This window comes from Rufibacter sp. JT3400010, assembly GCF_054956755.1.
In genome coordinates this window covers 64,682-88,766 of sequence record NZ_JBUDXA010000012.1, presented here as the reverse complement: position 1 = coordinate 88,766, position 24,085 = coordinate 64,682, and the positions used below count along the sequence as shown (strand labels likewise).

Annotated in this window: 12 protein-coding genes; all 12 read right to left on the bottom strand. The window is 46.8% G+C overall.

The window, feature by feature from the left end; genetic code table 11:
- Positions 1-64: 64 nt before the first annotated feature.
- The gene (gene lysA, locus ACY0JR_RS12860) at positions 65-1,210 is read right to left on the bottom strand and encodes a diaminopimelate decarboxylase (RefSeq protein ID WP_462634501.1); all 1,146 of its coding nucleotides are present in this window, start codon (positions 1,208-1,210) and stop codon (positions 65-67) included.
- Positions 1,203-2,537: an aspartate kinase gene (locus ACY0JR_RS12855; protein WP_462634500.1), complete on the bottom strand. Its 1,335-nt coding sequence runs from the start codon at positions 2,535-2,537 to the stop codon at positions 1,203-1,205. The genes lysA and ACY0JR_RS12855 overlap by 8 nt, the downstream gene beginning before the upstream one ends.
- Positions 2,538-2,666: 129 nt before the next feature.
- The gene (locus ACY0JR_RS12850) at positions 2,667-6,710 is read right to left on the bottom strand and encodes a lectin-like domain-containing protein (RefSeq protein ID WP_462634499.1); all 4,044 of its coding nucleotides are present in this window, start codon (positions 6,708-6,710) and stop codon (positions 2,667-2,669) included.
- 728 nt (positions 6,711-7,438) lie between these two features.
- Positions 7,439-12,748: a T9SS type A sorting domain-containing protein gene (locus ACY0JR_RS12845; RefSeq protein ID WP_462634498.1), complete on the bottom strand. Its 5,310-nt coding sequence runs from the start codon at positions 12,746-12,748 to the stop codon at positions 7,439-7,441.
- A gap of 432 nt (positions 12,749-13,180) precedes the next feature.
- Complete coding sequence (locus ACY0JR_RS12840; protein WP_462634497.1) at positions 13,181-14,386, bottom strand: beta-ketoacyl synthase N-terminal-like domain-containing protein; 1,206 nt, start codon at positions 14,384-14,386, stop codon at positions 13,181-13,183.
- 32 nt (positions 14,387-14,418) lie between these two features.
- Entirely contained in the window at positions 14,419-15,705 is a 1,287-nt protein-coding gene (gene bioA / locus ACY0JR_RS12835) for an adenosylmethionine--8-amino-7-oxononanoate transaminase (RefSeq protein ID WP_462634496.1), read from the bottom strand.
- Complete coding sequence (gene bioD, locus ACY0JR_RS12830) at positions 15,698-16,348, bottom strand: dethiobiotin synthase (RefSeq protein ID WP_462634495.1); 651 nt, start codon at positions 16,346-16,348, stop codon at positions 15,698-15,700. Before bioD ends, bioA begins: the two co-directional genes overlap by 8 nt.
- Positions 16,297-17,460 (bottom strand): aminotransferase class I/II-fold pyridoxal phosphate-dependent enzyme, encoded by a 1,164-nt coding sequence (locus ACY0JR_RS12825; RefSeq protein ID WP_462634494.1) that lies wholly within the window; start codon positions 17,458-17,460, stop codon positions 16,297-16,299. Before ACY0JR_RS12825 ends, bioD begins: the two co-directional genes overlap by 52 nt.
- A 9-nt stretch (positions 17,461-17,469) precedes the next feature.
- A complete protein-coding gene (gene bioB, locus ACY0JR_RS12820; protein WP_462634493.1) occupies positions 17,470-18,510 on the bottom strand; it encodes a biotin synthase BioB in 1,041 nt (346 codons plus the stop codon).
- 336 nt (positions 18,511-18,846) lie between these two features.
- Complete coding sequence (locus tag ACY0JR_RS12815) at positions 18,847-20,757, bottom strand: M1 family metallopeptidase (protein WP_462634492.1); 1,911 nt, start codon at positions 20,755-20,757, stop codon at positions 18,847-18,849.
- A 319-nt stretch (positions 20,758-21,076) separates the two neighbouring features.
- Positions 21,077-22,405, bottom strand: a complete 1,329-nt coding sequence (locus tag ACY0JR_RS12810; protein WP_462634491.1) for a toxin-antitoxin system YwqK family antitoxin — start codon at positions 22,403-22,405, stop codon at positions 21,077-21,079.
- Positions 22,406-22,476: 71 nt separating this feature from the next.
- Positions 22,477-23,676: an acetyl-CoA C-acyltransferase gene (locus tag ACY0JR_RS12805; protein ID WP_462634490.1), complete on the bottom strand. Its 1,200-nt coding sequence runs from the start codon at positions 23,674-23,676 to the stop codon at positions 22,477-22,479.
- Positions 23,677-24,085 lie beyond the last annotated feature (409 nt).

Here is a 24,085-nt window from a genome sequence, read left to right as displayed (position 1 = left end):
ATAAAACAGCTTTAAAACGGAGGTTCAATGAGGTGCTGATTACAGCAATAATCTTTAGAAACTTCTAGGAAAGATAAACGGCTTTTACCCGGTCGCGGAGGTTGTACTCAGAGACCATGACTTCGCCGTAGGCACCGGCGGTTCTGATGGCTACTAAATCGCCGCGTTTGGTTTCTGGGAGTTCAATGGCTTTGGAGAAACAGTCCGTTGATTCGCAGATGGGGCCTACCACGTCATAGGTTTTGGAGGGTAAGTCGCTGGTTAGGTTCTCTATTTTGTGGTATGCCTGGTATAGGGCGGGGCGCATCAATTCGGTCATGCCCGCGTCCAGAATTACGAAGTTGGTTTTTTTGCCGTGTTTTAGGTAAAGTACCCTGGAAATAAGGTTTCCACTGGGAGCCACCAAAGCTCTGCCCAATTCAAAATGCACTATTTGACCCTCGCGTTTCTCCAGCAATCTATTGAAAATAGCAAAATATGCTTCAAAATCAGCAATGGGGTTTTCTTCCGGAGTGCGGTAATCCACACCTAATCCGCCGCCAACATTCAGGTGCGGAAAAGTAAGGCCACGTTCCTCAAACCAGCTCTGGATTTCGTTTACGCGCAGGCACAGGTTTTCAAACGCCGTAAGGTCGGTGATCTGGGAACCGATGTGGAAGTGCAAGCCTATCAGTTTCAGATTGGGCCACTCCGCGAATCTGGGTACCAGTTCCTCCAGTTCCCACAGGTTTATCCCAAACTTGTTTTCCTCTAGTCCGGTGGTGATGTGCTTGTGGGTATAGGCGTCTACGTTTGGGTTGATGCGCAGGGCCACTTGTGCCGTTTTCCCCTTGGCCGCCGCCAGTTCCTGGATCACTTCCAGTTCCTGCACCGATTCTGAGTTGAAGCAGAAGATGTTCGCATCCAGGGCGAAGTTAATTTCAGCGTCAGACTTGCCTACGCCTGCAAATACAATCTGCTCTGGTTTAAAACCTGCTTCCAGCGCCCGTCGCACCTCGTTGCCACTCACACAATCAGCCCCGAAGCCTCTTTCCAGGATTTCAGTAAGGATAGGTGCGTTAGCGTTCGCTTTCAGAGCGTAATGTATATGATATTCGTATTTTCCGGCTTCGGCCTTGGCCACCTCCAAGGTTTGGCGCAACAGGGAAAGGTCATACGCATAAAAGGGTGTTGGCTGCTGGGCGAATGCCTGCAGTTGTTCTTTACGCATGGTTTTCCTCTCTTTCCTGAAAAACACCCTCGTTAATGGAAACCAGGGCGTCTTCTTTGTAAGTAGTATTTACCAGGAAGCTGATGTTGTTTTTGCTTCCGCCGTAGGAAATCATGCGCAACGGAATGTGGCCCAAAGACTGCACCACGCGCAAGGCCGCGCCCGGCTTGTCTTCCATGAAGTCACCTACCACGCAGATAATGGTTAAATCTGTGTCAATCTCCACGGTACCAAAACGCTGCAACGCCTCCGTAATCTCAGGCAGATACGTTTGGTTGTCTATGGTCAGGGAAACGGCTACCTCAGAGGTAGTGATCATGTCAATAGGCGTTTTGAAGCGCTCAAATACTTCAAATACGCTACGAAGGAAACCGTAGGCCAGCAACATGCGGCTTGACTTGATCTTGATAGCGATGATGCCGTCTTTGGCCGCTACCGCTTTGATCTCGTTGCCAGATTTTTTGGAGGAAATAGTAGTTCCCTGAGCCTCTGGCTGCATGGTGTTCAAGAGCCGTACCGGGATGTTGTGCTGCTGCGCAGGCAGAATGCTGGACGGGTGCAGAATCTTCGCCCCGAAGTACGCCAACTCCGCCGCCTCGTCAAAAGACAACTCCGCGATAGGGTAGGTGTTCTTCACGATGCGCGGATCATTGTTGTGCATGCCGTCAATATCGGTCCAGATCTGAATCTCAGAAGCTTTTACGGCTGCGCCGATGATGGATGCGGTGTAGTCACTGCCGCCGCGCTTCAGGTTGTCAATTTCGTCGTTGGCGTTGCGGCAGATGTAACCCTGCGTGATGAACAGCTGCGCGTCTGGGTATTGATCCAGTTGCTTTCTGATGTTCTCTCGGATAAAAGCCTGGTCTGGCTCTTCCTCGGCGGTGATTTTCATAAACTCCAACGCGGGAAGCAACACAGACGGAATACCGTTCTCTTCCTGAAAAATCTGGAAAAGCTGAGTAGACAATAACTCGCCCTGCGCCAAAATGATTTTCTCAGAAGTGGAAGAGAAGGGATGATCAAAGCACGCCCGTATGTCAGCAAATACGGTTTGTACTACCTGTTTGCCCTTGTCCTTGGAAGTTTCCTGTTTATATAAATCGGCAATCACCTGTTTATAGTGTTGCTCCAGTTGGTTTGTGAGAGATTCGGCCTGGGCTATGTCGCCCTGCGCCAGTTGCTGCCCAATCTGCACCAGGTGGTTGGTGGTTCCTGACATAGCAGAAAGCACGACAATCACGGGTTCCTGCGTGGGAAGCAGTTGAGAGACGGCACCCATCCGCTCGGCAGAGCCTACGGAGGTACCCCCAAATTTCATGATTTTCATAGATCGTAAATAAAACCTGCGAATTTACGCAAACAATGTGTAGATACCTTAAAAGAAAAGCCTCTAAACCCGTTAATTTTTACATTAATCAGGTTTAGAGGCTTGGGGCCATAATGTAACTGAAGAGACTTAGTTTGTTTTCACAACCTTAATCATTTCATTGATCAACTCGCCTTTCACCCGCAACAAGTAGACTCCTACGGTTACAGTACGCAGGTCTCTTTTCAGAACCGTAGTTCCCGCTGGCACTTGTACAGTTTCATGCATTACTTGTTTGGCATTCAGGTCATAAAGTTCAATGATGACAATTCGTGGCTGGCTACTGTTCACCGAGAAGGAAAGTTCCTGACTGAAAGGGTTAGGGGCCACTGCTACTTGCGTCTGTTGGGCACTGCTTTCCGTGACTTTAGCGGTAATGGTTTTGCTATACTCAGAATGTCCGTCAAAGTCTACTTGTTTCAGGCGGTAGTAGCTGATGCCCACAGGCGCAAAGGTGTCTAAGAAGCCGTAGTTCTGTACTATGTTGCTGGTTCCGTTGCCTTTTACTTTGTCTATGGCGGTGAAGGTCTTGCCATCTGTGCTACGTTCAACTTGGAAGTAGTCGTTGTTTTTCTCAGAGGCCGTTGACCAGTTCAGTTGAATAGAAGTGCTTTTGGTTTTGGCCGTGAAAGAGATTAACTGTACGGGAAGTGTCACCACGGTAGAACTTGTTCTGAAGGCATAGTTAATGTTAGAGACTGAAAGCTCGCTTCCATAATTATTAGTATCCAGCAGATCCACCAAACCGTCGGCATCTGTGTCTTTGTAGTAGGAGCTGTTTTTGCTGAGAAAATGGAAGCGGGTGTCTGAAGCGTATTTCAACCATTCCTGCACTTTGCTTCCGCTGGAAATAGTGGCTGGGTAATATCCTGCAGCAGTCGTGCCTTGGGCTCTGGTGGTGAAGTCGGCTCCTAATTTTGCCAGATCATCACTTGACATACCATCTTTATTGATGTCAAAAGCCTCAATGAAATCTTGCATCATGTCATTGTCGCTGTCCAGGTCCAGGAAGTCGGGTAGACTATCACCGTCTGTGTTTATCGGAGTCAACGCTATGGCTGTTGTGGTACTGAAAGCATCGTCAATGCCGTCTTTGTTGGCATCTACGCCTGAATTAGTTACTACCTTTCCTGTTGCTTGGGCTTCTAAATAATCTGGAATACCATCTCCGTCAGCATCAATATCCAGAAAGTTGGGAATGCCATCGCCATCAAAATCTAAATGCGTTTGAACGGTGTTAACTGGCGACCCGCTGGCGTTTATGTTAGTTAGACGACCGGTATTGAAGTCGTAATTAGCTGGTGCTGTTCCATTCGCTGCTTCCAAGGCGTCAGGAATACCGTCATCATCAGAGTCTAAGTCTAAAGCATTGATGATACCATCCCCGTCCTTATCTAAGATAGCTACCACACCTCTTACATTTAGGGCGCCGAAGTTGGCATCACGGAAGTTGGGAATGCCGTCATTGTCATCATCAGCAAATGGGTTGAGGCCACCAGATTCCATTAAATTGGAAATACCGTCGTTATCGTTATCCAAGTCTTGGGAGTCCGCAATGCCATCTGCATCTGCATCCATAGGGTTGAAGTTGATTTCACAGACACTCTGCTGGTTTGTAGAGCCGCCAGTACTTGCAGTATAGCCAAAGTAGACGTCCGGGTTATTTCCAAAGACCGTACTTATGAAGCTTTCTGAATACCTTTCGCGTAGTACTCCATCAAAGTAAACAAACAAGGTGTTGTCTGTGGCTCGCCAGATTATCTGCACTTTATGGGGTAATCCATCTTCGGTGTTCGCAGAAGTGCTGCTCATTTGAACGGCTGCTTTTACCGGCGAGCGCTCTTCGCCATTTTTAAAGATGGCAATATGATCGGCGGCAATCTCAGAGGAATGTGTATTCTGATAGGTGTCAAATTCAATAGCCACTGAAGGAGCAATACCGCCAGTTCTGGGGTTTGTTGTACTGGCGCCATGACCAAAGCCTATCCCTTCACCAGGTGCGCCCACCGCAAAGAGAGGATCTGCGGCACGCTGAAAACCAAAAGCAATTCCATCAGCACCCGCGTCATTGTTACCCAGATAGATGTTGAAACTAATTTCAAACGACTTGGCCAAAGAAATGGGAGTGGTGGCCCAAACCTGACCTCTTTGGTTGGCTGTATTTGCCGTAAGTTGGTAGCAGTTTTCGCCCGTTTTGAAAGCATTGGCATTAGCTTGGTAGTAATCATTGGTGATGGTTAGGTTCAGCGCCACAGTAGAGATTCCCCCTTTATCATCTGTAAGGGTTATATTTCTGTTGTAAGTACCGGCCACAGCCTCATTGGTATTTACCGATATGCTGCCGTTGGAGGGATTCAAGGTTAAAAAGGAAGGCAGAGCAGTTCCTGATACTGTAGCTCTTGTAATGGAACCATTAGGATCTGAAGCAGTAGCTATGGTTAAACCACTTCTGAGGGCATACTTGGAGTAGCCCTGCTGTAAGTACGAATAGACAGCCGGATTGTCTGTGGTTACAGGAATGGTATAGGTAGCAGGTGAAGATGTAGCGGAAGGGTTGGAGTTGTCAGTAGCTGTGTAGGTAAACGTCACATTTCCCGTTGAACCAGTGGCAGGCGTGAAAGTAAGCCCACTTAATTGGTTGTTTGTAGCCGCATAGATATTACCAAGGTTTGTACTAGTTACCTCTGTGTTTCCTACGAATAGGGTACCCGAGGTAGGAATTGTGTTTATCTTGAAACTAGCAATTGTATTTCCTGCATCTGGGTCAGTGCCTACCAAATTGCTAATGCTCTTTTTGGAAGCAGTATTTGGTACTGTGGGCGAAGTTGTGATGTTGCTGGCAACCGGTGGCTCATTCACATTGGTGACCGATACAGTGATTGTCTGGTCAGCAGTTAAGCCTCCATTATCTGTGACTCTCACTATCACTTGGTATGCGTTAGTGCCTGCGGCTGATGCGGGGGCTTCGAAGTTAGGGGCCGAAGCAAAAGTTAAGGCCCCGGTAGTAGCATTGATATTGAATCTAGCGGCGTCTACGCCACCTAGAATGCTGTAGGTTCTACTAGAACCTGCCTCTGCATCTGTAGAGGTTACAGTAGTTACGGCGGTGGTGTTTTCAGGAACTGAGATGGAAGCTGTAGTTCCGCCCCCGTTGGAGGTTATTACCGGGGCCTGGTTTTCTACACCATAAACATGCAAGTCATACAAAGAATACCCATAAGCTGTGTTTGTCCTTTCGGTAGTATAGATTCTTAGGTAACGACCATTGCCTGCAAGCGCTAACCAGTCGTTATTTAAACTAGTATTCGTTGCTGTCTGACCAATAGTAATCCAGCTATTTCCATCTGTAGACATTTGTATTTCATAGGCTCTTGCTGAAGCTGCTTCCCAATTTAGAACTACACGGCTGACAGAGTAGGATCTCCCTAAATCTACCTGAATCCATTGAGGGGTTGCAACCCACTCGCTTTCCCATCTGGTGGTAGTGCTTGCGTCTGTTGCATTTGTAGCAAGATTATTTGTACTAACTCTAACAGAAGAAGCTGTAGTTGGCTTATTCAAAGCTAAATTCGGGGCAGCTGTCCCGAATACCTGAACTTCCCAAAGAGAATACCCAAAATTGGTGCTCCTCCTGGTGCCGTTTATTCTTACAAAGCGGCCCATACCAATCAAACCAGTATGATTGTCGTTATAAACTCCACCTGTACTTACTGACAGTGTATTGTTAGTGACCGTTTTGATGGTAGTCCAATTGGAAGCATCATTGGAAACCTGAATTGTATAATCTGCCGCGTAAGCAGCTTCCCAAGCTAAGTTTACTTGGTTGATGTTATAAAAGCCACCCAAGTCTACATATATCCATGCGAGTGCTGATGGATTAGTACTTGCCCACCTTGTTCCTAAATTGCCATCCACTGCGGATGTAGCCGGAAAGTTTGCATTTTCAATTGAAGAAGCAACGGCAGTTTTACCTAAAGCTAAATTAGTTTGAGTCTGTGCCCGCGCTTCTTCAATACCTAGTATGCAGATTATCAATGTAATTGCTACAATACAATTAGCTACAGAAAGGGCTTTTTCTCTAAAAAGAGTAAGAGAGTTAGAAGCTGGAATCGTGTTAAAACAGAAATTCAACATTGAATAAGATAAACTAGCAAGTAAGTGTGATTTTAGAAAGGCCTATGTGGTTGACATTAAAATGTTTAACTAGGAATTTTTTTAGTAACCTAATCTGTTTATTTTTTCCTGCCAAGTCATTTTGGAGCAACTACTTATAGCTTTTTAGCTAAATTACTATTAAGTAGCTTTCGCCAGAATTGATTTAGTGCCATAGAAGGTTCTTATTTCTTAAATAAAATGTAATCTGTTAAAGCTTACTTCAATTGAATCAAGGCATTGAAATAAGCTAACTGAACTGTAAATTTGTTAAAATTTGAATTTTTAGAAGTTTTATATCGATGAACTAAGAAAAAGGCTCGCTAGATTATTTGTATACAGAGGTGAATGAAAAAGCGGTTCAGAGATCTACATGGCACAGCCAGAGGCTAGAGATAAACTATCCTGAGAATGGAATATTCATATGAAGGAAAGCTGCCAATTAATTTTTGTGATGTTGACGGTTATTGAAAAAAGTACTCCCACCCAGATTAATTGTTAATAACCTGGGTGGGAGTACTTTTAGAATTAGACTTCTCTGAATACCCTGTTTAAACAAACTTAATCAGTTCAGTTTAAGGGCAGTTTTTGAAAAAGGAGCCTAAAAACCATGGTTGGTGGCACAACAGCAATGATGCCGATGGATCCATAATGCATAACAAACTGCATATTCTGTCCTTCAATAAAGGACTTCTTACGGGTATTTAGTCTTAGTCTTTTTTAACTACCCTTATAACTTCAGACAAAGATTCACTAGTTACCCGTAACAGATATACTCCATCACTAAGGTTAGAAAAGTCTTTCTTTAACAACATCTGGCTTGAAGCAACCTCTGCTGATACTTTAAAAATAAGCTTCTGTTGTAAGTCGTACAATTCAATCTGTACCGTTCGGCTTCCTAGGTTTGTCAATGAAATAGTCAGTTCCTTTGAAAAAGGATTAGGCGAAATGGTCACTTGCTTAACTGCTTTGCTTCCGGCAGCTTTCACGTAAATGGTTTTGCTGTATTCAAATTTACCGTCAAAATCTACTTGCATTAAGCGGTAGTAAAGGGTAGCGGCAGGGGCAGAAACATCTGTAAAGTTGTAGGACTGCACTACATTGCTGTTCCCGTTTCCTTTCACCTGACCAATAGCTTCAAAGCTCTTTCCATCCAGACTGCGCTCTACCTGGAAGTAGTCATTGTCCTTTTCTGAAGCAGTAACCCAACGTAATTGAACCGAACCGTCACGCGTGTTTGCCACGTCAAAGCTGGTCAGCATTACCGGGAGTGGGGATTGACTTATAGTAATCATTGAAAACCCATCCATTTGAACGTCGCTGCAGCTACCTGAAGCCATAGCCTTGACCGTTAACGTTGCATTAGAACTTAATGCGGCTGAGGTAAGAGTGATACTGTTTCCGTTACCATTTACAGTTGTACCACTAGCGTCTTTTCCATTGAAGATCTGGTAAGTTACCCCGCTTTGTGAGTTAGATACGGTGACACTGGCGGTAGAGCCTGTATAGATGGTTTGTTTTGATGGGCTAATGGTATAAGCTACAGGAGGGGTGGTAACAGTAATAGTATGGGTATTAGTCATATCTACACTACCGCAACCAGATTTGCTAGCTACTACTTTTAAGGTAGTTGTGGCAGTTAGAGGTGAAGTGATTAAGGAAATGCCCGCACCTGTTCCTTGCACTGGTAAAACTACGGCGTCATTACCTTCAAATATCTGATAGGTAACCCCTAATTCAGAGGAATTTAAAGCCAAAGTGGCGGTGCTTCCAGAGCATATTGAAGCAGGAGAAACTCTTGATACAGCAAAGGCGGTAGGAGTAGCCACGTTTACAGTAAAATTAGATGAGTTAAAAGTTGGGCAATTTGGAGGTGTTACTGTAACTCTTAATGTATATGTTCCATTAGTAGTAAAAGCAGCCGATGTTAACGTAATGTCACCCCCTGTTCCTACCACAGAACTGCCTGGGTTAATAGCCGTGCCAGTTACATTCACTAACTGATAAACTGCGTTATATTGAGAGTTAAGTATAGTTACTGTAGCTGAGGAATTAGCACAAATAGTTTGAGTAGATGTGCCAAAAGTGACTTCAGTAGAGGAGACAGCAACATCTATAGTATTTAGCATGTCTTTGCTACAGGTTCCTGACGTTGCCACCACTTTCAACGTCGCATTTGCTGTTAAAGCAGGAGTAGTTAAGGATAAGGCGCCGGTTTGTGAAGCTGTATTGGTTTTTGAAACTACTGGGCTAAAGTCAACAAATGTTCTTGTGAATGGGTTAAAGTATTTTAACGTATAGGTTGTGCTTGGGGCAGAGTTGGCCACCGTGACATTTACATTATTTCCAGAGCAAACTGTAGTACTGGTAGGGGAAATAGTATATGCTTGAATAGCCGAAACCGTTACAACAGTGCCCTCACTCATAGAAGTGTTGCCGCAAGAATTACTCGCTCTCACTGTCAAGGTGGTTCCTGCATTTAGAGCCGCAGAAGTAAGTACAATATCTCCACCAGTGCCCACTACAATGGAGCCGCTTGTGTAATTTCCATTATAGATTTGGTAATTAACTCCCAGTTGGGAACCGTTTACCTTTATGGTAGCGCTTCCGCCATCACAAATAGGGTTGGTAGATGTTAAAGTTATGGTAGGCGTAGTTAAAGTAGGCGTGACCGTAGCTGCAAACGTTTGAGTTAAATCTACACTGCAAGTAGGGGTAGAGGTGCTAGCTACAATTTTAAAAGTAGTTGTGCCTACAGATGTCAATACGGCTGAAGTTAACGTAATGTCATTTCCGGTTCCTGCCACAGCAGAACCAGAGGCAGTTGAACCATTGTATAGTTGGTAGGTTACCCCTGTTTGTGATGATCTGATGGTGACAGATGCGGTAGAGCCGCTACAAATGGATCTTGATGTTGGCGTTAGAGTTAAGTTTTTGGCGGGTACAAAAACAGTGAACGTGTTACCCATGTCCACGGTACATGAACCAGAAATAGCCACCACTTTGAAGGTGCCACTTCCCGACAAAGCTGCTGTTGTAAGTGAAATGTTGCTGCCAGTACCAGCAACTGAATTTCCACTGTTTACATACGTGTCTATATTTTCATCATACACCTGAATACGGTACGTAGTATTGCTTTCAGAACCAGAAAGTGAAACAGTTGCCATTCCACCATTGCAAACATTTACTGAAGCAGGCGTAATGCTGAAAGCTGTAGGGCCTGGGTTAACCGTTACTACAGATGAACCATTTAAAGTAACGGTGCAGGAAGAATTACCAACCCTATAAGCTCTCACTTTTAAAGTGGTTGTGCTGTTAAGGGGGCCTGATGTTAAGGTAAGTGATGTACTTTTAAATAAATCTCCTACTACAGAAGGGCCAGTGGCGGTTTCTCCATTGTATAATTGATATACAACACCCTCTTCCACTCCGTTAATAGACACTGTAGCTAAGTTACCACGGCAAATTGTTTGGGAGGTAGTAGAGATTACAGGGCTGGAAGAAGGGGCATAGCAAGTCACAGTCTGAGCAGCTGTTTGTTGGCTTTCACAACTAGATGATGGTTGTATTGAAGCCCTTACTTGAATACCAGGTGCCAAGTTTAATTGGTTAGCAGCAGTAATTGAAACAGTCCATGTAGCGGGGTTGCTTGAAGATGCATTAGAAACAGTAGCAGTTTCTGTAATTCTGACGCCATCAATGTAAATAAAGACAGTGCCACTGGTTGTGGATGTTCCAGTAACAGTAGTAGCTCCCTGCCTAACTGAGTTTAATGATAAACCTAAGTCGGCCGCCAAACTTGGAGTTTGAACTGTCGCAAAATTGGAGATAGGACTATCTTTTTTATTAGGAGCCGAAGCTACAGCATATAGAATATTACCTACGGAAGGCGAAAAACCAGGTAAGATGGTAGCAGTCCAAGTACCATTTACAACTTCTACCGGGTTAGTAATACGGGTGTCAGAAGTAGTATTTGCCTCGGCATCAATTCTCCTGTACACTGTTACAAATGATCCATTCTCAGGAGAAGTACCCATGATAGTGGAAACAGATGGGCAGGGAGCAGTTGTGGAAATAGTTGGTGTAGCAGTAATGCAGGCTCCAATTTCTATCTCTGAGGTTGAAGCTGAAAGGCCTTCATACCCACTTGGGTAATTAGGTGTTTTGGTTGAGCCAGAGTTATTAGGTACTGCGGCTTTGAATGAAATTTTATCTCCTGGTTGCAAGGTGAATTGTGCTATATCTATTTGCCAATTGGAGTTATTAGCAGTGCTGGTAGTATTATTAGCCGCGATTCCATCTGCAGTAGTGACATGAGCTGTATATGTAATAAGGGAGAATCCTGTTGTGGTGTTAGTGGGAGCTATGGTTCCAAGGCCTCCTGCTCCATTCAGGTTTACCGGAACACCATTTACATACATGAAAATCAAAGCTCCGGGCTCAGAAGTGCCAGAGATGTTGGTAGCGCCAGAACATAGGCTAGTAGTTAATAAAACCGGTACTTGCGTGGTTTGGGTTGTACCTGTAGTAGTGGGCACAGTAGGATCTGAAGAGTTCATGTAGTAACTATTGGATCTCTTAGATTGACAGCCATTCACAGGGGTTACGGTAGCATTAATAGTGGCATAATCCTTTGAAGCATTAGCGTTGCTTGCATCTCTTGGGTATCCAAAGTCTCTAGAAAAGGCCGTGTTATCGTATGTCCAGTTGTAAATGCTTCCGCCAGTAGTGGTAGGGGTAGTGCCAGAAGTTGTAGAGGCATGATAAACCCCATCTTTATATATCCTGATTTCTGCGCCTGGGTAAATAGTAGTACCGCTTATAGCATCTTTGTTAGTAGTGCCTGAGATAGTAGGAGCAGTTACGGTACAGGTACCATACTGGATGGTAGCCACCGTTGCTGTGGCAGATGAAACAGAAGTAAATTCAGGACAATTTGAGGTTGCTGCTCTAGTTACTTTGGCCGTGATCTTATCATTAAGCGCCAAGGTAGTGCCATTTGGCAAGACGAACGACCATGCGCCCTCACTTACTGTTACTGGGCTGTTTGCTATAATTTCAGTACCGTTTCTGTAAATTTTAATAGTACCACCATTTTCAGTTGATTTACCAGTTATGATAGTAGTGTTTGTTCTAAGGCCGCCTGAGTTCAAAATAGAGGGAGCTTCTGGCGCGGGTGATTGACAAAAGTCTCCATTTTGAATTTGCAACGGAGTAGTGGGAGGGAAGGCAGCAATCAGGTCTTTCCAGATTCTGATTTTGTCATTGCCATACATCTTGTCATTAACACCACCAATATCAGAAATAGTACCTTCCAAGCCAGTTTGGGCACTTGTCACAGTTGAGCCGCTTAAGCGCAAAGGGGTAGAAGGGGAAATGCCAATTCCTCCATCTGCACTAAAAGCAGACAACGGCACGTAAAAGTCAAAGAAGTAATCTGTGTCTCCACCAGCTTTTGAAGCAGCTACAGCTTTCTGGAAGTATTTATTATAGCCGCCATTGGCAGATCCTCGCCAGATGATGTTACTGGTCATAGGATCGTTTAGATCTCCACTACCTTTGTGTCTATAAATAATGACATCAAAGTTTAAAGCAAGAACCACTTCATATTCAAACCCCAAGTTGGTCACCTTTGAAGGCGTGGTATAGTCTATCAAAGTTCCATTCGCTAGCTTAACTTTATTGAATACATTATCTGTATCTAACAAAAAGCTATATCCTTTAGAGGCGGTGGAGCTTCCTCCAACCCTCATTCTAAATATCAAGTCTGTACCATTATAAGCAACTGCTAAAGGCACATCTGCTAGGTCTGTGTGCCCCCCGTTAGAACCTGTGGTTAGGTCTGCCAGTGGCTCGGGACCTTTTGTGGTTGGCATTTGTGGCAAGAATCTGAATGGGATTTCACTGTTTACCCCCATGTCAGCAGTGCCCACAAATCCGGTACTGAATCTGGAAACATACCCGTCATTGTTGGGGTCCAAAGTGGTGGGTCCCGGATTCAAGGCTTTCTGGAAGATCATTCCTGGGGTTTGCGCGGTAGCCTTTTGGCCAACGCAGCATGATAATAAGAGAAGAATAATAGCAGTAAGATAACTGCTAAATTTAAATAGGGGAGGAAAAGGATAATACTGATTCACTACGTTTAATACTAAATAGCACTATTAAGATCATGTAAAGCTAACTTTCATTTAGCTTTTAAATGTGCTATTTCGATGAATGCAGTGTTTAAGTGCTTACACTATTATTTATATAGCTGTTTTAGATTGAATGTATTGTAATTAAGATAATGGTTATTTTAAAATTTTTGAATCGAAGTTAAAATTGTCCTATTTCATTATATTTAGATTAAACCCATGTACATCTGTTAAGAACAATTGTTGCTTTAGACGAATGTGCCGTTTTGGACGATGAATAACCTAAGATCATCGTTCATTTTAATAGCTGAATTCTAACTAATTCCTTACGCCTAATAAAAGACTAGCCGCATTGCCACCGAAACCAGCAGCATTTATCATAATCTGATTTGGTCTTGTGGAGAGAGGCCCAGAAGGAAAGAAAGAGGGTTGCTTTATGTTTCCACTAGTTAAAAGTAGAAAAGCCAACTCTGCAGACAAAGCGCCGGAAGCACCTAATGTATGACCAATCTGAAATTTATTAGAAAAGTAGATTGGCGGCTTACTGGCGAAGACTTCATTTACAGCTTGCATCTCAGCCGCATCACCCGCCTTGGTTCCCGGGGCATGCAGGACTATAGTATCAATTGCCGAGGATGGCAGAGATGCTTGAGATAATGCATCTCGCATTGCTTTTTGGAAATGATGGCCTTCGGCTGAAATACCCGTCTTAGAGGGACTACGTTCATACCCCATGCCTACTGCTTCCACCACCACTACTTGCATCAGCCCTAAGCTTTCAATTTCGGCTTGGTTCATCCTTTCCAGGGCAAAAACGGCAGCTCCTTCACCCAATACAAAAGTGTTGCTTTCCTTGTTAAGCGGACGGCAGGGGGTGTCATGGGCGGCATACTTTGAGTAAATGCCAATACTTTTCATTTGGGCAATGGTAAAGGGCGTAAGTGGTGCTTCGGTGCCACCAACCAGAAAGCGTTTCGCCATGCCAGCTTTAAGCCAGGCTACTCCGTTTGCAAACGCCTGTAGAGCGGTGCTGCAGGTAACAGAATGACTGATGAGCGGGCCCTCGGCTTGCAGGTCATTGGCTACCCAACTGGCAACGTTCCCCAGGGTGGTGCTAGGCGAAACGGTGGGCGAAAGACGTTTACCGGGGTTTTGCAGAAAATCGGCATAAAACTGTTCAAACAAACCGGTAGCCCCGCGGGAAGAACCTATGTTGATGCCCACGGAAGTATCCCGATCCAAATTCCAACCAGCATGAACCACTGCTTGCCTAGAGGCCAGAATTGCCAGTTGCACGGAGCGGTCTAAGGAAGAATAGGTAGGATTCTCCAAAAGTAATTTCTGAAGGAGTGCTTCGGCTGCAGGAGAGAGGGGAGCTACTGATATGTCTGAACCCAAAGAGGAAAGTGAAGTAAAAGCGGTTTTGCCGCTGGCATAGGAAGCCCGGACTTCTTCCGGTGTTCCGCCCAGTCCAGAGACAGAACCAACCCCACGTATCACAATCCACTCCCGTTCTTTTTCCATCTGTTTCTTGGCTAAAATTCTTAAAAAGAAGGTTAAAACGCCTCTACTACCAACTGGCGCATTTGTTCCATCACAAGGTACACCTGTTCCAATTGAGTTTGAGTGATGCAGTAAGGCGGTAACACGTACACTATGTTCCCCAAGGGACGAAGCAGCACGCCGTTTTCCAGAGCCAAATTATACAATTGATCCCGTAAGGAATGGAAATAGGAGGTTTGCCCCACCTCAAACTCTACGGCTAGAATGGTACCAGTCTGGCGGCAGGTTTTGATTCCGGGCTGTCCTTGTAGGCTTTGGGCGAATGAAGCGTGAGAGGCACTGATTCTGTCCAGATTCTCTAAAAATGAGGGGTCTTCCACCAAGTCCAGGCTGGCTAAACCAGCGGCACAGGCTACCGGATTAGCGGTATAGGAATGGCCATGGAAGAAAGCTCTGGTTTTGTCTTCGCTCAGAAAAGAAGCATAGATTTCCTGTGAACAGGTAGTTACGCCCAGGGCCATAGTGCCTCCGGTCAATCCTTTGGAAAAGCACATCAAATCGGGTTGCTGGGCTACGTAATCACAGGCGAAGCGTTTTCCGGTTCTCCCAAATCCCGTCATGACTTCATCGGCTATGATGAGGACCTGGTGCTTGCGGCAAAGGGCGATTAACTTGTCTAAGGCTTCGGGGGAATACATCACCATGCCGGCCGTTCCCAGCACCAAAGGCTCAAACACGAAGGCCGCAATGTCCCCGCGGGTTAGCAGGTTTTCTAAGTGCGCAATGGCTGCTTCTTCGCTTCCGGGTACCGGAACGGGCAGGAATTCCACGTCAAACAAGTACTGCTGGAACGGACGGGTGAATACCGACCGTTCACTGACTGACATAGCCCCGAAGGTATCACCGTGGTAGCTTCCTTCAAAGGCAATGATCTTTGTTTTATCTTTTCCTTGATTGAACCAGTATTGGAGGGCCATTTTGAGGGCTACCTCAACCGCGGTTGAACCGTTGTCTGAGTAAAAGACTCTGGCTTGATTATCTGGCAGCAGCCGAAGAAGACGCTCGGAGAGTTCTACCGCCGGGGCGTGGGTAAAGCCAGCGAAGATCACGTGCTCCAGGGTTTGCAACTGTTGGCTTACCCGCTCCGCGATGTGCGGATGTGCGTGCCCGTGAATGTTTACCCACCAGGAAGAAACAGCGTCAATGTATTCTTTTCCATCCTCTGAGTAGAGGACTGCTCCTTCACCGCGTACAATGCCAATAGGGGGCGGAGCGGTTTGCATTTGGGTGTACGGGTGCCAGTTCACCAACTGGTCACGGGCAGAAAGGCTATTATCCATGGTTTTCAAAGTAGTTTCTAAGGTTCCGCGCATAGCGCGAAACCGTATTTTGATCAAAGCTATCTTCCTGTAGAATGCGCGGGAATGCCGGGAGTTGGGTGTAGTTCAAAATGAATTCTTCAGAGGAAGCATTGGGCTCTCCGTTGAACAGAATTCCGGCTACCAGAATATGGCGATTTTTGAGAACTTCTGCGGCCATAAGCGTATGATTGATGCTGCCCAGGTAATTTCTGGAGACCAGTACCACTTCCAACTGCAATTTCTGAATCAAGTCCAGCACCAAGTCCCGTTCGTTCAGGGGCACCATCAGCCCTCCGGCACCTTCTACAATCAGGTTATTGGGAGTAGAAGGCATCTCTATCTTCTCCAGGGACAGCCGGACTCCCTCGGCGGCCGCAGCCGTGTGCGGGGAAGCAGGCATCCGCAAGCGATAAGCCTCAGGGTGGAAAACAGTTTGAGTATTGGAGATTAAACTGCGCACGGTGTGCGTGTCTGAATCTTCCAGGTTACCGGCTTGCACTGGTTTCCAATAATCGGCTTGCAGGGCTTCGGTAAAGATGGCGGCGGTTATGGTTTTACCCACATCGGTGCCTATGCCGGTAATGAAATATCTTTTGGGGTATGCTGGTGAAGAAGGTTGCATAGTTCTTGTACTTGCTCGTGGGTATTGTAGGCGTGCAGCACTAATCTCAGGCGTTCTTTGCCCGCCGGAACGGTGGGGCTGAACACCGGCCGCACGTCAAAACCCGATGATTGGATAATATGAGCCAGTTGCCGCAAAGCAGCCGGGTCTGGTAACTGCCAGGCCTGAATAGGGCTTCCGTTTAGGGCCTGGTTTCCTGAAAAAAGGGCTGAAACGTCTTTGTCAGCGGTGCGCGACTGATAATACGCAGACAGTTCTTGCACCCGGTTCCGTTCTGCGGTGAGTTCTGGAAGAAAGGTGTACGCCTGCCTTACGGCGATGAGGGAAGCCAGCGGAAGCGCCGTGGTGTAGATGAAAGGCCTACTGAAATTCAACAGGAACTGCTGTAACTCCTGCGGCCCCACCACTGCGGCCCCGTGGCAACCAACGGCTTTCCCGAAGGTCATGATGCGGGCGAACACCTGTTGTTCCAACTGTAAGGCTGAAACCAAGCCTTCGCCTTTAGGGCCGTACAAACCGTTGGAGTGCGCCTCGTCTACTACCAGATACAAGCCCTGTTCCTGGCACAACGTTCCCAATTCTTGCAGCGGCGCAAAATCACCGTCCATGGAGTACAATGACTCTACGGCCACGTACACCTCGCCCTGCGCCCGTTTCAGTTTGCTGCGGAGGTCTTCCACATCGTTGTGCCGGAACGGGAAACTCTGCGCAAAACTGAGCCGGATTCCTTCTTTCATGGAGGCATGGCTGGCCTCGTCATAAAAGATGGTATCGCCGCGCTGCGGAACCGCCGAAAAGAAACCGCAGTTGGCCGCGTAACCGGAATTGAACAGCAACGCGGCCTCTGCGTGGTGGAAAAGAGCGAGTTCTTCTTCCAGTTCCTGCGCATACAGCGTGTTCCCGCTCAATAACCGTGAGCCGGTGGCGCCGTGCCCCGGTTGATTCCCTAATTCTTCGGCGATGCGTTGGGCCAGCACCTCTGAGGCTGCCAAACCCAGGTAATCATTCGAGCTGAAATCTACGAGACCGGGAGCAGGCGAAGTTAAACTCCGTAGGATGCCTTTCTGATTTCTGGCCTCTAATTGGCGCAACAGCCGTTCCGGCACCTTCATGGCTGTGGCTTATTCGGCGGTAAGAGCGGCTTCCGCGGGAACACTTACCGTTCCGCCGCAGGCAGTCTCGGCCTTGAATGATTTGCGCGGGTTTAAGCCCAGCAGCTCAAACATGGCTTTGTCATCGGCGAAGCCGGGGTTAGGCGTAGTTAAAAGTTTATCACCGGAGAAGATGGAGTTAGCCCCCGCCAAAAAGCAAAGTGCCTGCTCGCTCACCGGCATTTCCTGACGGCCCGCCGACAGACGCACCATGGTTTTAGGCATAAGAATACGGGCGGTGGCAATCATACGCACCATTTCCCATACGCTCACGCGCGGCTGCTCGGCTAATGGCGTTCCTTCTACCGGCACCAGCGCATTCACCGGTACTGACTCTGGGTGCTGCGGCAGGTTGCTGAGCACGTGCAGCATGGCAATACGGTCATCATCGGTTTCGCCCAAGCCAATGATACCGCCGCTACACACGGAGATTCCAGCCTTGCGCACGTTCTCAATGGTACCCAGACGGTCGCCGTAGGTACGGGTGGTGATGATGTTGCTGTAGTTTTCCTCAGAGGTGTCCAGGTTGTGGTTATAGGCGTAGAGACCGGCTTCTTTCAAGCGCTCGGCCTGGTACTCGTTTACCATACCCAAAGTGCAGCAAACTTCCAGTCCCATTTCGTTCACGCCTTCTACCATTTCCAGCACGCGGTCAAAGTCGCGGTTGTCGCGCACTTCGCGCCAGGCCGCGCCCATGCAGAAACGGGTAGAACCGCCTTCTTTGGCTTTGCGGGCCGCGTCCAGCACCACTTCATGGCTGAGCAGTTTGTGGGCCTGTACACCGGTGTGGTAACGGGCCGCCTGCGGACAGTAGGCGCAGTCCTCGGGACAACCACCGGTTTTCACGCTGAGGAGCGTACATACCTGCACCTCACCGGTAGCCTGAAATTGTTTGTGAACTTGGCTGGCCTCTACAATGAGCTCCAATACCGGTTTATAATAGATGGCGCGAATTTCATCCATGGTCCAATCCGTGCGGAGAGGAGCGGCGGTGTTCAGGGCGTCCGTCATAGTCTGTTAGGTTAGTTTAAGCGACTAAAGTACGGCGGAAAACGCAATAGGAGAAATTTTTTGAGCTTGTTCCTAACTGGTGTTAGGTTATTTATTGGTTGTTTTCTGAAAATCAGGGTTGAAAATAAAACAGATTTCCTATGATAGTTTTAGATAAAAAGGGAGGGATGCTCTAAATGAGTAAAGGATTAAATCTTTTTGATTTCGGCCAGTTTTCTTAAAACCATGTCAAAAACATTTTTTGGTAAGGGAACAATGATGGAATGGAAAACAGGACGTCCCTTAAGTGCTGCTGCCACATACACCCTAAGGACTTCACTTTAACCCAGTTGCTACTTAATCAGCAGGCTGAGATTTTACCGATGGCAAGGGGTTTACCCAGACATTGTCTTTCGATTCAGCGTCGCCTCCTAACTGCAATATTAATTCTACTTTGGTCAGCGGCTGTTTGGATGCCTTCATTTTATGGGTATAGCTGGAAGAATTTTTCCAGACAATGGGGTTTATCTCCTGCTTTGAAGTTGTTCCGTCTTTAAACGTTGTCAATACGGTAAATGCCAGGGGTCTGCCTCCTTTGTTTTCTACCACCACTGTCTTGCCTTTGACAGACGTAATACCTAAATCAGGATATCCCCAGTCAAAATACCACCTCTTCCAAAACCAATTCAGGTCTTTGCCTGATACTCTGTTAAAGGTATACATAAGGTCATAAGGCGTGGGGTGCTTGTATTTCCATTCATTCATAAAGGCGTGTAGCGCTTTCAAGAACTCCTCTTTGCCTAAAAGTCTGTAGAGGGAGTGGTAGGCTGCTGAACCAATAACATACGAATTAGCACCGGAACTAAGGTGTTCATAAGAGGGCACCATCATTGGGGCAATACTTTGTGATCCTAAACCAAACTCATCCCAGTTAGTGTTTAGAAATATAGGCTTGGTGAAAAAACCAGCAAAAACCGCAAAACCTTCATCCATCCATGCGTACTTTTTCTCCTGTATTCCCATCAGGAAAGGAAAATACATATGCGCCATTTCGTGCAATGTTAGCCCAAGAATCACCTCCTCATCTGTGGTGTTTTTAAGGGTAAGATTTTCTAATTGTTTTGCAGTAGGAGCATCGTTGTTGGCCATACCCGGAAACTCCATGCCTCCGCCTTTCAATCCATTAAATATGGTAAAGTGCTTGTAAGGGAAGGGATACACCGGAAAGGTATGGTGGAACACATCCAAAGAAGTGTGTATAGTAGGCATCACAGAGGCGAATTGGGGGTGCTTCACTGGGTAGGCGGTATGCACAAAATAGTCGCCGTTCTCATCTTGGTACGTGCTCGCATCCCATAGGTAATGGTCGCTCAGGGCAAAGGCAAAGTCAGGGAAACCTTTTGCCTCATATTTCCATGTGGTGGTACCGGTTGAAGTAGACTTGAAATCAGCTGCGGTCAGGATTTGGACTGGCTTTTTGCTTTTTTTGGCCTGTTCAAGCCTTTGCTGTACCATTGGCGGGAACACTTCCTTAGGGTTTTCTGGCGCAACCGAGGCCCACACCGTGAAGTTATTGGGGATGGTCAGGCTAATTTCATAATCAGAGAAGTCGTGGTAGAACTCCGTGGCGGCATCAAATGGAATCTGGTCCCACCCGTTTATATCATCTAGTACGGCCATCTCAGGATACCAGTACCCCACCATCATAGAGGTACTATCTATAGCGACGCTCCGCAGGAATCCTTCTCCAGGAATCACATAATTCCAGTGGATGGTCAACTCCTGCGTGGTATGGGGTAGGAGAGGTTGCTTCAGCCGTACCGCGTAATTGGTTCCTCGGTAGTTTGCCTGCAAGGGATCTTTCAGGTTGACTGACTCCTGCCCCAGAAGCAACTTGTCTATGATGAACCCCTGGTAGATTCCGGAGTTGGCAGCGGTTTCTAAAATGGCTGCTTTCTGGGAATTCGGTTTATAGAAATCATGATAGGTATGAAAAGCAACTGTCTTTATGGTGTCTGGGGAGTTATTGAAATACGTTATCTGAGCCTCGCCCGTGAGTAAACGGGTGGCAGGGTTGATGGTGGCTTTGATGCGGTATTTTGAACGGTTTTGGCTGTACTTTTCAGAAACAAGGCCTGTTTTCGTTCTGGTTCCATTGCTATATGCCTTCTGGAACTCAAAAGGCATGAAGAGATCATCTTTGTTCTTCTGCGCTAGAAGTGGATGGCAGAAGAAGACTACAAGAATTAAGAGGTAGAATTTTTGCATTTTATAAATGTTTTTTTGAATTTAAGTCAAAAGCATTTATAAAATCATCGTTTGTTATAAATGAGTTAAATATTTATTATTCAAAAAGATAGAAGTAGCTACGTGTACTAAGTCTGCTAACATCAAAACTAGTGTATTAATATTTAAAATATTTTTTAAGCTAACTGCCATTAAGAGTAAAGGAGAGCAGTTTTAAAAGCCATAAAAGGCTTGTATGTTAAAAATTCTTAGAAGCAAATGTGTAAGTGACTGGAGTTTCTTAGGTCTAAAGGAAAATGTTATAGAACAGTACACATAACACAAGGTGTCCATTTAGGCCTTACTTTTTGTCTGCCACCACCACTTGTCCGTTGCGGTATTCTACTTTTTTGAGTTGTTTGCCGGTTTCGTCAAAGTAGGTCCAGGTGCCGGTTTCGCGGTTGTTGCGGAAGGTGCCCGCCATTTCGGTTTTGCCGTTCTCGTAAAGCTGTTTGAAGGTGCCGTAGCGGAGGCCGTCTTTGTAGAGCGTTTCTGATTTCACCTTTCCAGACGGAAAATAGGTGATTAACGTGCTCACGATCTTGCCGTTCAGGTACGTGGCTTTGGATTCGACCTGGCCGTTGTCATAATAGGAGAGGCGTTCGCCGTTGATGCGGTTGTTTTTGTACGGCTCTGAGGTTTTCAACTGCTTGTTGGCGTGGAATTCCTGCCAGGTGCCTACGCGTTTGTTGTCTTTGAATTCTTCCTGGGCTGCAACGGTTCCCGACGGATAGAAACGGGTGATTTTGCGGTCCCGCTCATTGTTGCTGTAACGGATTTCCTGCTGCAGTTTCCCGTTCTCGTCAAAAGCCTGGGCCAAACCTACCCGCACACCTTTGCTGTAGGTGAGGGTACTGCGGCGCTGCCCGTTTTCATAGTATGAGACGGAAGGGCCTTCGGGCTTGCCCGCCACTACGCTGCCTTCGGTCATGAGCTTGCCGGAACGATAGTAGGTTTTAAGTTTGGCCGGTTTGGTAGGGCCTTCGCTGATGGTTTCGGTTTCCAGTTGGCCGTTGTCATAAAAGGTTTTGTAGCCGCCCTCCAGCATGCCGTTGCGGTAATTGGCCTCAGACTCCTTTTCGCCGTTGGGGTGAAATGTGCGGGCAACCCCGCTCTGCACTTTGCGAGAATACATAAGCTCAGACTTCAGCTTGCCCGTGGGGAAATACTCTTTCACGGAGCCTTCGGGAAAACCGTCTACAAACGTGGCTTCCTGTTTCAGTTGGCCGTTTTCATGGTAACTTCTGAAAGGGCCGTATTGCAAGTCATTCGCATATTGACCTTCCTGCAATTTATTACCGTTGGGATAGATGGCGGAGAAAGGACCGTTCTTTTTTCCGTCTTTGTAGGGAACCGTCAGTTTAGGTTTGCCATTGGGGAAGAACTCCGTATAGAGGCTGTCGCGTTTACCTTCTACCACTTTGACCATAGCCTCCAGTTCACCGGAGGAGTAGTATTTGCGGTAGTAGCCGTGCATGACCGAGTCTGCCGACGATTTGAGGAAGTACACCTCTTTGATGGCCGTTTGCAGCGAATCATGATAGGTAACCACGCGTATCTGCGCCTGTGAATCTAGCCCAAGGCCAAGGTTCAACAACACAAACGCTACTAGAAACAAAATCCTTTTCATGAATACAAAACAATAAAAAAAGCCTTACTTGTAACGTAAGGCTTTTTGCAATTAGTATAGTTCAATCTAGATTACATACGCTCCAGCACAATAGCAGAGGCACCGCCGCCGCCGTTGCAGATGCCAGTCACACCAATTTTGCCGTTGTTTTTATGCAGCACGTTGATGAGCGTTGTGACAATACGCGCGCCGGAAGCTCCCAGCGGGTGTCCCAAAGAAACCGCGCCGCCATACACATTCACATTCTTGCCTTCCAATCCCAGTTTTTGGTTGTTGGCCAAAGAAACCACCGAAAACGCTTCGTTTATTTCATAGAAATCAACCTCAGACGGTGATACCCCAGATACTTTCAAGGCTTTAGGAATGGCCAGGGCCGGGGTGGTGGTGAACCATTTCGGCTCCTGCTCAGCATCGGCGAAGCCCAGGATTTTAGCGATTGGTTTCAAACCCAATTCCTCGGCTTTCTCTCTGCTCATGAGCAACAGGGCGGCAGCACCGTCATTCAGGGTAGAGGCGTTGGCCGCTGTTACGGTGCCTTCTTTCTCAAAAACAGGCCGTAAACCCGGGATTTTCTCGAAGTTCACTTTGCTGTATTCCTCGTCTTCGGTGATGAAGATGGAGTCTTTGCCACGCTGCGGAATCTCTACAGGCACAATCTCATCTTTCAGGAAACCGGCTTTGGCGGCCTCGGCCGATTTACGGTACGAGCTGATGGCGTATTCGTCCTGCATTTCGCGGGTGATGCCCAACTCGCGGGCAGTGTTCTCGGCGGCGCTGCCCATGTGGTAGTCGTTGTAGACATCCCAGAGGCCGTCTTTCACCAAGCCGTCAATCATCTGTCCGTGACCCATCTTCGCCCCAAAACGGGCTTTGTCCAGGTAATACGGCACGTTGGACATACTTTCCATGCCGCCCGCCACGATAATGTCTTTATGACCCAGCATAATGGCCTGCGAGGCGAACATGATGGCCTTAGAACCCGAGGCACACACTTTGTTGATGGTAGTGCATTCCACTTCATAGCCTAAACCGGCCCCAATGGCGGCTTGCCGTGCGGGAGCCTGCCCCACATTCGCCGACAACACGTTGCCCATGATCACTTCCTGGACCAGGCTTTTGTCAACGCCGGCTTTCTCCAGAGCACCTTTGATGGCAATGGCCCCCAACTGAGGAGCGGTCAAACTTGCCAACGCCCCACCAAAACTCCCGATGGGGGTACGAACAGCTGAGATGACGTAAACTTCTTTTATTCTATTGCTTGTGCTTTCCATTGAGTATCAATGCTTATGTTTTGATAAATTGAGCAAGAACCTGACAAGTTAGAAGACTGATGTAGCTTGTTACAACTAGCGATCCGTAGCGTTTTCCAGATTGTCGGATTGAAATTACTTTTTCTGCGGTAAATAACCAAACGCTTGTTAGGTAGAATGAGTTCTGAGTTCCTCCATTAAACGTTAGAATCTACGCGTAGGCTGTAATTGTGAGTTCATCATCCGCTGACCGTACTAAGGGGCAAACTGCTTTCCGGCTAAATTTATGGAAACCGGCTGAAAACGAAAAAACCTGCAGATTCCCAAGACCTAACAGGTTTAAAAAGCACTGGATACTGGCGGGAGACTTCCGTCTCGTGCCTCCGGATGAAGCGAGTCTCGAGACTCGCCGGGAAACACCGGCAGGACG

What these genes read in the sequence shown, in the direction of transcription:
- bioA (WP_462634496.1), bottom strand. Translation starts at nt 15,705, where the DNA reads ATGGATAATAGCCTTTCTGCCCGTGACCAGTTGGTGAACTGGCACCCG.
- lysA (WP_462634501.1), bottom strand. Translation starts at nt 1,210, where the DNA reads ATGCGTAAAGAACAACTGCAGGCATTCGCCCAGCAGCCAACACCCTTT.
- ACY0JR_RS12855 (WP_462634500.1), bottom strand. Translation starts at nt 2,537, where the DNA reads ATGAAAATCATGAAATTTGGGGGTACCTCCGTAGGCTCTGCCGAGCGG.
- ACY0JR_RS12825 (WP_462634494.1), bottom strand. Translation starts at nt 17,460, where the DNA reads ATGAAGGTGCCGGAACGGCTGTTGCGCCAATTAGAGGCCAGAAATCAG.
- ACY0JR_RS12840 (WP_462634497.1), bottom strand. Translation starts at nt 14,386, where the DNA reads ATGGAAAAAGAACGGGAGTGGATTGTGATACGTGGGGTTGGTTCTGTC.
- ACY0JR_RS12850 (WP_462634499.1), bottom strand. Translation starts at nt 6,710, where the DNA reads ATGTTGAATTTCTGTTTTAACACGATTCCAGCTTCTAACTCTCTTACT.
- ACY0JR_RS12815 (WP_462634492.1), bottom strand. Translation starts at nt 20,757, where the DNA reads ATGCAAAAATTCTACCTCTTAATTCTTGTAGTCTTCTTCTGCCATCCA.
- bioD (WP_462634495.1), bottom strand. Translation starts at nt 16,348, where the DNA reads ATGCAACCTTCTTCACCAGCATACCCCAAAAGATATTTCATTACCGGC.
- ACY0JR_RS12810 (WP_462634491.1), bottom strand. Translation starts at nt 22,405, where the DNA reads ATGAAAAGGATTTTGTTTCTAGTAGCGTTTGTGTTGTTGAACCTTGGC.
- ACY0JR_RS12805 (WP_462634490.1), bottom strand. Translation starts at nt 23,676, where the DNA reads ATGGAAAGCACAAGCAATAGAATAAAAGAAGTTTACGTCATCTCAGCT.
- bioB (WP_462634493.1), bottom strand. Translation starts at nt 18,510, where the DNA reads ATGACGGACGCCCTGAACACCGCCGCTCCTCTCCGCACGGATTGGACC.
- ACY0JR_RS12845 (WP_462634498.1), bottom strand. Translation starts at nt 12,748, where the DNA reads ATGATCTTCCAGAAAGCCTTGAATCCGGGACCCACCACTTTGGACCCC.